Raw genomic sequence first — 9,824 nt, 5'->3', positions numbered from 1 at the left:
TTGGGCAGCGTGACCTCGCCACCGGCATCGATGCCACCGTCCGCCGGCGGGACGGCCGGCTCGGTCTCGGCGGGCTGGGTGGGGGCGACCACCGGCTCGGTGGGCGCGGTCGTCGGGGTCGTCGGGTACGGCGCCGACTCGGCCAGGGCAGGCGAGGCGGCCCACACAGAAAGGACCGCCGCAGTCGCGGCGGTCCAGGCGCAGAAGCGTCGGGTCACTGTGCGATGGTACGGGCGGATCCGGCGATTGTCTGACGATTGCGACGGATGTCACCATCAGCCCCACGCGTGCGGGTCGTAGAGTGCGGCGGGTGAACGCGCTTCCCGAGGACCTCGCCCGCATCGCCGACGACGTCCGTGGGTTCCTGCCCGAGGTCGAGGCCGCCGCCCTGCGCGACGCTGCGGCACGCTTCGCCACCGAGGGCGGAGTGATCGTCGAGATCGGCACGTACTGCGGGAAGTCGACGGTTCACCTGGGTCACGTCGCGCGTCAGCACGGCGCCACGCTCGTGACGATCGACCACCACCGCGGCTCGGAGGAGCACCAGGCCGGCTGGGAGTACCACGACGCGTCCCTCGTCGACGCCGAGACAGGCACGTTCGACACGCTGCCGGTGCTGCGCCGCACCCTGTGGGCCGCCGGCCTCGAGGACGTCGTCGTGCCGATCGTGGGCCGCTCGGCCACGATCTCGTCGTGGTGGCGCACGCCCGCCGACCTCGTCTTCATCGACGGCGGCCACACCGAGGAGGCGGCACAGGCCGACTACTCCGGCTGGGCCCCGTGGGTCCGGCCAGGCGGAGCGCTGGCCATCCACGACGTGTTCCCCGACCCGGACGACGGCGGCCAGGCCCCGTTCCACATCTACGAGCGGGCGCTGGCCGACGGCTTCGTCGAGGTCGGCCACACCGACAGCCTGCGCGTGCTGCAGCGTCCCTCCTGACGCGGGTCGACGCGCCGGGCCACATTTGTATAGCGGTTCCCAAAAGAAACCCCGTGAGCGGTAGGCTCAGATCGCCGTCCCGCCCGGGACGGTAGTAAGGGGCGACCCGTGGGACTGTCCGACGAACTCAGCGAAGACGCGATCGCGGTCGGCGTCCACGCCGACGACTGGCGCGACGCCGTGCGACAGGCCGGGGCCCGGCTGACGGCCACCGGCGTCACGACCGACGAGTACACCGACGAGATGATCGCGACGGTCGACAAGCTCGGCCCGTACATCGTGCTGGCACCGGGCATCGCCCTGGCGCACTCCCGGCCCTCGCCGGCCGTGCAGCGCGCCGGGATCTCGTGGCTCCAGCTGGCCGAGCCGGTCGAGTTCGGTCACGAGAAGAACGACCCCGTGTGGCTCGTGGTGGCGCTGGCCGCTCTCGACCACGACGGTCACATCGGACTCATGTCCGCCCTCGCGGCCGTGCTCGGGGACACCGATCTGCTGGCCACACTGCGCGACGCCGACTCGCCGGCGCGCGTCCTCGAGATCCTCTCCACCAACGAAGGACAGAACTCATGAAGATCGTCGCCGTGTGCGGAATGGGCATCGGAACGTCGGTGCTGCTGAAGATGAACGCCGAGAAGGCCCTGCGGGCGCTCGGCGTGGACGCCGACGTCGAGGCTGCCGACATCGGCACCGCCAAGGGCGCCGCGCGGACCGCCCAGATCGTGCTGACCTCGGCCGAGCTGGCCCCCGAGATCGGTGACGTCCCCGCCGAGGTCGTCGTGATCGACAACTTCATGGACGTCGCCGAGATCACCGAGAAGCTGACCCCGCTCGTCTCCTGACGCCGCGGACGAATGACAAGAAAGTAGAACGACATGGACTGGTTGGTCGACGTACTCGACTTCCTCGGGCAAGAGATCCTCAACGTGCCCGCGTACCTCATCGGCATCATCACGGCGATCGGCCTGATCGCCCTCAAGCGGTCCAGCGGACAGGTGATCGGCGGCGGCCTCAAGGCGGCGCTCGGCTTCCTGATCCTCGGTGCCGGCGCGAACGTGGTCGTCGCGTCGCTCGGCCCGTTGGGCGAGATCATCCTCGACGTCACCGGCGCCCAGGGCGTCATCCCGACGAACGAGGTCATCACCGCGATGGCCGCCGAGGAGTACGGCGCGCAGAGCGCATACGTGCTGACGCTCGGCTTCCTGGTGATGCTGGCGCTGGCCCGCTTCACGCCGCTGCGCTACATCTTCCTCACCGGACACCACATGGTGTTCATGGCGCTCATGCTGACCGTCGTGCTGTCGGTGGGCCTCGACGGCAAGAACGACTGGCTGGTCGTCCTCGTCGGCGCGTTCCTGCTCGGTGTGATCATGGTGGTCATGCCGGCGCTCGCGCAGCCGTGGACCCGCAAGATCACCGGCGACGACTCGCTGGCCATCGGCCACTTCGGCACGTTGGGCTACATCGCCGCCGGCGCCTCCGGCCAGGCGGTCGGCAGGAAGAGCCGCTCCACCGAGGAGATCAACTTCCCGCAGGGCCTGAAGTTCCTGCGCGACTCGATGGTCGCCACGGCGCTGTCGATGGTCCTCATCTACGAGGTGTTCGTGGTCTGGGGCCTCATCGCCAGCCCCGAGACGACGAAGGAGCTGCTCGGCGCGGCCGACGCGGGTGCCGCGGTCATGGCCGGCTTCGGTCAGGCCCTGCAGTTCGGCGTCGGCGTCGCGATCATCCTCTACGGTGTCCGCACCGTGCTCGGTGAGCTCGTCCCGGCCTTCCAGGGCATCGCCGAGAAGGTCGTCCCCGGCGCCAAGCCGGCGCTCGACATCCCGATCGTCTTCCCGTTCGGCGCCAACGCCGTGCTGATCGGCTTCCTGGCCTCGTTCGTGGGCGGTCTGGTGACGCTCGCCCTGATCGCCGTGTGGCTGGAGCCGGCCTTCGGCCTCGCGCTGATCCTGCCCGGCATGGTGCCGCACTTCTTCACCGGTGGCGGTGCCGGCGTCTACGGCAACGCCACGGGTGGTCGCAAGGGCGCCGTCGTGGGCGGCTTCGTCAACGGCGTGCTCATCACGATCCTGCCGGCGCTGCTGCTGCAGGTCTTCGGCGCGCTCGGCGACATCAACTCGACGTTCGGTGACGCCGACTTCGGCTGGTTCGGCACGCTGCTCGGCACGAGCTTCCAGGCGGGCTCCGGCGTGGGCATCGTGCTGTGCGTCATCATCGGCGTGGTGCTCGTCGTCGCGGGCTCGATCTACCAGGTCAAGGTCGTGGACTCCGGCTGGACGCCCGGTGCGCAGCGTGACGTGATCCTCGCGGAGGAGGACGCCGCCGCGGCCGAGGCCGCCAAGGAGACGCGGGCGAAGGAGTAGCTCGCGTCCCACCCACGCAGGCCCGTCCCGGAGGGGGCGGGCCTGCGTGCGTTCCGGCTCGGGTCCCGGCCTGCGCGCTCTCCTCCCCCCACTTTTGGAACAGGATTCCTCCGCCGGGACCATCTCGCGCGGAATCCTGCTCCAAAAGTGGGGGATGGGGCCGGGCGGGGCCGTGCGCCTTCGGTGAGCGCTGCGCGAGTCCGCTCGAGTCCGGAGAAAAATCTCAGAGTTGAGTGGAATGGACTCAACTTTCGTACCGTTGACTCTGACATGGACATGAATCACCTCACCACGCGAAGCCAGCAGGCCCTCGCCGCCTCCGTGCAGCAGGCCGCGGCCGCCGGCAACCCCACCGTGGAGCCGGCTCATCTCCTCCACGCACTCCTGACCCAGGACGGCGGCACGGCCGCCCCGCTGCTGACGGCGGCCGGCGTCGATCCCCGGAGCGTCCTGGCGGACGTCGCCCAGGTGCTCGCGAAGCTGCCCAGTGCCAGCGGCTCGACCGTCGGCAACCCACAGCTGGCGCGGGCGACCCACGAGGCGCTGCAGCGCGCGATCGATCTCGCCGGCGAGCTCGGTGACGAGTTCGTCTCCAGCGAGCACCTCGTCGTCGGCATCGCGACCGTCGCCGGCCCCGCGGCCGACACGCTGACGCGTCACGGCGCCACGCCCGACGCGCTGACCGCCGCGTTCGACGCCGTCCGCGGCAGCGCGCGCGTCACCAGCCAGGACGCCGAGGACCAGTACCAGTCGCTCGAGAAGTACGGCATCGACCTGACGGCGCTCGCCCGCGAGGGCAAGCTCGACCCGGTGATCGGCCGCGACGCCGAGATCCGTCGCGTCGTCCAGGTGCTGAGCCGCCGCACCAAGAACAACCCCGTGCTCATCGGCGAGCCCGGCGTCGGCAAGACCGCCGTCGTCGAGGGTCTCGCCCAGCGCATCGTCGCGGGCGACGTGCCCGAGTCCCTGCGTGACAAGCGGCTCATCGCGCTCGACCTCTCGGCGATGGTCGCGGGCGCGAAGTACCGCGGCGAGTTCGAGGAGCGGCTCAAGGCCGTGCTGGCCGAGATCAAGGAGAGCAACGGCCAGGTCGTCACGTTCATCGACGAGCTGCACACCGTCGTGGGTGCCGGTGCCACCGGCGACTCGGCGATGGACGCGGGCAACATGCTCAAGCCCATGCTGGCCCGCGGCGAGCTGCGGATGATCGGCGCGACGACGCTCGACGAGTACCGCGAGTCGATCGAGAAGGACCCCGCGCTGGAGCGCCGCTTCCAGCAGGTCTTCGTCGGCGAGCCCAGCGTCGAGGACACGATCGCGATCCTGCGCGGCCTCAAGGAGAAGTACGAGGCGCACCACAAGGTCGAGATCGCCGATGCGGCCCTGGTTGCCGCGGCGACGCTGTCGCATCGCTACATCCCCGGACGCCAGCTGCCGGACAAGGCCATCGACCTCATCGACGAGTCGTCCAGCCGCCTGCGGATGGAGATCGACTCCAGCCCCGTCGAGATCGACGAGCTCCGTCGCTCGGTCGACCGCCTGAAGATGGAGGAGCTGCACCTGCAGGGCGAGAAGGACGAGGCCAGTCGCGAGCGCCTCGCCGCGCTGCGCCAGGAGCTGGCCGACCAGGAGGAGACCCTGCGGTCGCTCGAGCAGCGGTGGGAGGCCGAGAAGCAGGGCCTCAACGCCGTCGGCGAGATCAAGCAGAACATCGACGAGGCCCGCATCGCCGCCGACCGCGCCCAGCGCGAGGGTGACATGGACACCGCCAGTCGTCTGCTCTACGGCGAGATCCCCGCGATGGAGAAGCAGCTCGCCGAGGCCCAGGCCGCGGAGGAGTCGGCGTCGGCGGACCGCATGGTCCACGAGGAGGTCGGCCCGGACGACATCGCCGAGGTCGTGGCGGCCTGGACCGGCATCCCCACCGGCCGGCTGCTCGAGGGCGAGACAGAGAAGCTGCTGCACATGGAGGACGAGCTGGGCCGGCGCCTCATCGGCCAGCGCGAGGCCGTGCGTGCCGTGTCCGACGCGGTGCGCCGCGCCCGGGCCGGGATCTCGGATCCTGACCGGCCGACCGGCTCGTTCCTGTTCCTGGGCCCGACCGGCGTGGGCAAGACCGAGCTGGCCAAGTCGCTCGCGGACTTCCTGTTCGACGACGAGCGCGCGATCGTGCGCATCGACATGAGCGAGTACTCCGAGAAGCACTCGGTGGCGCGCCTCGTCGGTGCCCCTCCGGGCTACGTCGGGTACGACGAGGGCGGCCAGCTCACCGAGGCGGTGCGTCGTCGCCCGTACTCGGTCGTGCTGCTCGACGAGGTCGAGAAGGCCCACCCCGAGGTCTTCGACATCCTGCTGCAGGTGCTCGACGACGGTCGCCTGACCGACGGCCAGGGCCGCACGGTCGACTTCCGCAACGTCATCCTCGTCCTGACGTCGAACCTCGGCTCGCCCTTCCTGGTCGATCCCGCGCTGGACGACCGCGAGAAGCGGGACAAGGTGATGGAGGTCGTGCGGATGGCCTTCAAGCCCGAGTTCCTCAACCGGCTCGACGAGGTCGTCATGTTCGACGCGCTCGGCGTCGAGGAGCTGACCCGGATCGTCGACCTGCAGCTGGCGTCGCTCGGTCGGCGCCTTGCCGCGCGGCGGATCACGCTCGACGTGACGGTCGCCGCGAAGGAGTGGCTGGCGCTGACGGGCTGGGACCCGTCCTACGGCGCCCGGCCGCTGCGGCGCCTCGTGCAGCAGGCGATCGGCGACCGCCTCGCGCGCGAGCTGCTCTCCGGCGGGATCCGCGACGGGGACACGGTCCTCGTGGACCGCACTCCCGAGGCGGACGGGCTGACCGTTCGCCGCGCCTGACCGCGGGCCGGGGGCTGGGGCGAGTCTGGTTGGATCGTGACATGTCATCGCCCCGGCCCCGGTCCGTCACGCTCGGCTGTGTGTACGGCGGGCTGGGCGGATTCCTGTCGGCGATCGCCCTCATCGAGGCCCTGCGTGGCTGGGGATCGCTCGAGATGCAGGAGGCGCTGCGCACCAGCCTCGACCAGGTAGGGGCCGACCTTGATGTCGATTCCGTGCTGACACCGCTGCGGTGGGGCGCGATGGTGCTGCTGGTGGGGGCCATCGCCGCCACGGTCTTCTCGTTCTATGCGGCCAAGGGCCACCAGGCGTCGCGTGTCGGGCTGACGGTGCTCGCCGCCCTGGCGGGAGTCACCTTCGTGTTCTCCGGGGTGGCCGGCGTCCTCCCCGCCGTGCTGGCGGGCCTGATCGTCTACCTGCTCTGGTCGGCGCCCGCGCGCGAGTGGTTCGCCGTCGTCAACGGACGCACCCCGCTCTCCCTCGGCGCCCAGCCGGCCGTGCCCACGTCGACATCGGACCCGGTCGCACCGCACCGCCGGGACGTCACGGCCCCGCCCCAGGCGCCCCCGGCCTACGACCCGGCCCAGCACGCCCAGCACGCGATGCCCGTCACCGCGCAGGCGCCGACGGGCCGACCGCGTGCGGTCACCACGGCGCTCGTCGTCGCCGGCATCGGCTCGGCGCTCGGGGCAGGTCTCTCGGGCCTCGTGCTGGTGGTGCTCCTCGCGTTGCGGGACCAGGTCGTCGAGCAGTACTCCAGCAACGACCTGCTCCAGAACCAGCTCGACCAGGCCGGTGTGACAGCCGACCAGATGGTCACGTTCGGAGCCTGGCTGTTCGGTGTCTGGGTCGTGGTCTCGGTCGCGGGCCTGGCCGCCACGGCGTGGGCCGCGACGGGCCGCAGCTCCGGGTGGTGGGCCCTGCTGGTCGCGACGATCGTGATGGCCGTGACCGCCGCAATCGGCCTGCCGCTGGGGCTGCTGTGGCTGGTCGGCGGGATCATCGTGGTCGTCCAGCTGCTCAAGCCCGAGGCCAAGGCGTGGTTCCGCCGTACATGACGACTCTCACACGGTGGGTGGCCACCCGTCGTGTGGAGCTATGAAATTTCCGCACTACTCTTGAATTCATGGCTGAAACGCGCGCGACCGTCCGTCCTCACGTCGTCGTCGTCGGCGGCGGGTTCGGTGGACTGGCCCTCGTCCGCAAACTCGCGAAGACCGACGTCGACATCACCCTGGTCGACCGGCACACCTACAACACCTTCCAGCCGCTGCTCTACCAGGTGGCCACCGCCAGCCTGAACCCCGGCGACATCACGTGGTTCCTGCGGGCCGTCCGCTCCAAGCAGGACAACGTCCGCTTCCTCAAGGGCACCGTCGTCGAGATGGACCACGAGGCCAAGACCGTCCTGCTCGACGGCAACATCACCGTCACCTACGACTACCTCGTGCTGGCCAACGGCGTCACGGCCAACTTCTTCGGCATCCCCGGTGCCGAGGAGTTCGCGATGCCGCTGTACCGCCGCTCGCAGGCCCTCGCCCTGCGAGACCTGATCTTCGCCAACCTCGAGGACGCGGCCGTCAACGGCCAGGACCGCGACCTGCGTGTCGTGGTGGTCGGCGGCGGCGCCACAGGTGTCGAGACCGCGGGCGCGCTGGCCGAGATGCGCAACCTCGACATGCCCACGACGTACCCCGAGCTGGACAAGCGGCGCATCCACATCTCCCTGGTGGAGATGGGCGAGCACGTCCTGGCGCCGTTCCACCCGAAGCTGCGGGACTACGCCAAGGGCGAGCTGGTCAAGCGCGGCATCGACCTGCGCCTGAGGACGGCGGTGAAGGAGGTCAAGCGCGATGGCGTGCTCATCGAGCACGAGGGCGAACAGGAGTTCCTGGACGCCGGCATCGTCGTGTGGGCCTCCGGTGTCGCGGCGCACGACGCCGTGAACCACTGGGACCTGCCGCAGGGCCGAGGCGGTCGCATCGAGGTCGACGAGCACCAGCAGGTCCGTGGCCTGCCCGACGTCTTCGCGATCGGCGACGTGTCCATCAACCCCGACTCGCCGCTGCCCCAGCTGGGCCAGCCGGCGATCCAGGGCGGCAAGCACGTCGCGAAGGTCATCGAGGCCCGCCTGTCCGGCAAGGCCATGCCCAAGCCGTTCAAGTACTTCGACAAGGGCACGATGGCCACGATCGGCCGCGCGTCCGCCATCGCCGAGGTCCGCTACCTGCCGCGTCTCAAGGGCTTCCCGGCCTGGTTCATCTGGGTCACGGTCCACGTCGCGCTGTTGCTGGGCAACCGCAACCGCTTCGCCACGATGACCAACCTGTCCCTCAAGTACCTGCTGTGGCGCAGCCACAACGCGATCGTCGGCGAGACCCCGTACGTCATCGCGCACGAGCCGAAGGTGGTCGTGGGCTACGAGGCCGAGGTCGTGTCGCGCAGGGCTGCCAAGAAGTCCTCCGCCAAGAAGGTCGCCCGCAAGTCGATCTCGAAGAAGGCGCAGGTCCGCAAGGCGGTCGCCCAGCAGACCCTCGACGAGATCGACGAGCCGCGCTCCTGAGGCGCACGTCCCGGCGTCGGGGCGTGCTGCGCGCCGTTCTAGTCTGAGGACCATGACTGAGTGGACCGCCTCCGGCGACTGGACCGACATCCGTTACGAGACCACCGACGACGGCATCGCGAAGATCACGATCTGTCGCCCCGAGGTCCACAACGCGTTCCGGCCCCAGACGATCCGCGAGATCTCGCGGGCCCTCACCGTCGCCCGTGACGACGAGTCCGTCGGCGCCATCATCCTGACCGGCGAGGGTGAGCGGGCGTTCTGCTCCGGCGGCGACCAGCGCGTCCGCGGCGACTCGGGCTACAAGTCCGACGAGGGTGCCACCGGCCGGTTCGACGTCACCGACCTGCACGTCCAGATGCGTCGCACCCCCAAGCCGATCGTCGCCGCGGTCGCCGGCTGGGCGATCGGCGGCGGCCACGTCCTGCACCTGGTCTGCGACATGACGATCGCCGCCGACAACGCGCGCTTCGGCCAGGTCGGACCGAAGGTCGGCTCGTTCGACGGCGGCTACGGCGCCAGCATCCTGTCCGATCTCGTCGGCCCCAAGAAGGCCAAGGAGATCTGGTTCCTGTGCCGCCAGTACGACGCGCAGCAGGCCATGGAGATGGGCCTGGTCAACACGGTCGTGCCGCTGGCCGACCTCGAGGCCGAGGCCGTGGCGTGGTGCCGCGAGATGCTGCGCCTCTCGCCGTGGGCGCTGCGCCTGTCGAAGCTCAGCTTCCACGCGCACGAGGACGGCTACGCCGGGATCCAGCAGCTGGCGCACGACGCCAACCTGCTGTTCTACGGACAGGCCGAGGCCCAGGAGGGCCGCGACGCCTACAAGGAGAAGCGCACCCCGGACTTCAGCCGGTTCCCGCGGCGGCCGTGACGGTTTCCCCGGTTAACCGGGGAAGCCGTCACTTCACGAGGGTTGCGATCCTCGAGAAGTGACAGGAAACCTCGCTCAGTGGGTGCCGAGCCCACGTTTCGAGAGGGTTGCCCGCGTCAATTTCGCGTGACGATCGGGCCGTAAACACAACTTGCTCTTCCCCCACCGGGGTAACTGGCGTCACAATCGGGACACTCAACCCCCGGCGGTGTTCGAGTCGCCGGT

Annotated in this window: 8 protein-coding genes and 1 pseudogene; 8 read left to right on the top strand and 1 reads right to left on the bottom strand. The window is 70.1% G+C overall.

Annotated features, from left to right (window positions below):
• Nucleotides 1-218 (bottom strand): annotated as a pseudogene (locus tag RT323_RS09915) (hypothetical protein); the annotation flags it as partial.
• Between the two features lie 92 nt (nt 219-310).
• Here RT323_RS09915 and RT323_RS09910 point away from each other — a divergent pair.
• From RT323_RS09910 to menB, 8 genes are all read left to right on the top strand, one after another.
• Nucleotides 311-940, top strand: a complete 630-nt coding sequence (locus tag RT323_RS09910; RefSeq protein WP_313407725.1) for a class I SAM-dependent methyltransferase — start codon at nt 311-313, stop codon at nt 938-940.
• 108 nt (nt 941-1,048) lie between these two features.
• Entirely contained in the window at nt 1,049-1,510 is a 462-nt protein-coding gene (locus RT323_RS09905) for a PTS sugar transporter subunit IIA (RefSeq protein ID WP_313407722.1), read from the top strand.
• Nucleotides 1,507-1,779 (top strand): PTS sugar transporter subunit IIB, encoded by a 273-nt coding sequence (locus RT323_RS09900; RefSeq protein WP_313407719.1) that lies wholly within the window; start codon nt 1,507-1,509, stop codon nt 1,777-1,779. Before RT323_RS09905 ends, RT323_RS09900 begins: the two co-directional genes overlap by 4 nt.
• Before the next feature lie 33 nt (nt 1,780-1,812).
• Complete coding sequence (locus RT323_RS09895; RefSeq protein WP_313407717.1) at nt 1,813-3,303, top strand: PTS ascorbate transporter subunit IIC; 1,491 nt, start codon at nt 1,813-1,815, stop codon at nt 3,301-3,303.
• A gap of 270 nt (nt 3,304-3,573) precedes the next feature.
• Nucleotides 3,574-6,162 (top strand): ATP-dependent chaperone ClpB, encoded by a 2,589-nt coding sequence (clpB, locus tag RT323_RS09890; protein WP_313407714.1) that lies wholly within the window; start codon nt 3,574-3,576, stop codon nt 6,160-6,162.
• 41 nt (nt 6,163-6,203) lie between these two features.
• Complete coding sequence (locus RT323_RS09885) at nt 6,204-7,220, top strand: hypothetical protein (RefSeq protein WP_313407713.1); 1,017 nt, start codon at nt 6,204-6,206, stop codon at nt 7,218-7,220.
• A gap of 68 nt (nt 7,221-7,288) precedes the next feature.
• On the top strand, nt 7,289-8,725 hold the full coding sequence (locus RT323_RS09880; RefSeq protein ID WP_313407711.1) for an NAD(P)/FAD-dependent oxidoreductase: 1,437 nt from the start codon (nt 7,289-7,291) through the stop codon (nt 8,723-8,725).
• 52 nt (nt 8,726-8,777) lie between these two features.
• A complete protein-coding gene (gene menB / locus RT323_RS09875; protein WP_313407710.1) occupies nt 8,778-9,599 on the top strand; it encodes a 1,4-dihydroxy-2-naphthoyl-CoA synthase in 822 nt (273 codons plus the stop codon).
• Nucleotides 9,600-9,824 lie beyond the last annotated feature (225 nt).

The sequence above is a fragment of the Aeromicrobium sp. genome, from assembly GCF_032084975.1.
Lineage (GTDB): Bacteria > Actinomycetota > Actinomycetes > Propionibacteriales > Nocardioidaceae > Aeromicrobium.
Note: the sequence above shows the minus strand (reverse complement) of the source record. Positions and strands in the feature narration are given on the sequence as shown.

Coding starts and splice junctions, on each gene's coding strand:
- RT323_RS09900 (WP_313407719.1), top strand. CDS start 1,507: ATGAAGATCGTCGCCGTGTGCGGAATGGGCATCGGAACGTCGGTGCTG.
- clpB (WP_313407714.1), top strand. CDS start 3,574: ATGGACATGAATCACCTCACCACGCGAAGCCAGCAGGCCCTCGCCGCC.
- RT323_RS09895 (WP_313407717.1), top strand. CDS start 1,813: ATGGACTGGTTGGTCGACGTACTCGACTTCCTCGGGCAAGAGATCCTC.
- menB (WP_313407710.1), top strand. CDS start 8,778: ATGACTGAGTGGACCGCCTCCGGCGACTGGACCGACATCCGTTACGAG.
- RT323_RS09880 (WP_313407711.1), top strand. CDS start 7,289: ATGGCTGAAACGCGCGCGACCGTCCGTCCTCACGTCGTCGTCGTCGGC.
- RT323_RS09885 (WP_313407713.1), top strand. CDS start 6,204: ATGTCATCGCCCCGGCCCCGGTCCGTCACGCTCGGCTGTGTGTACGGC.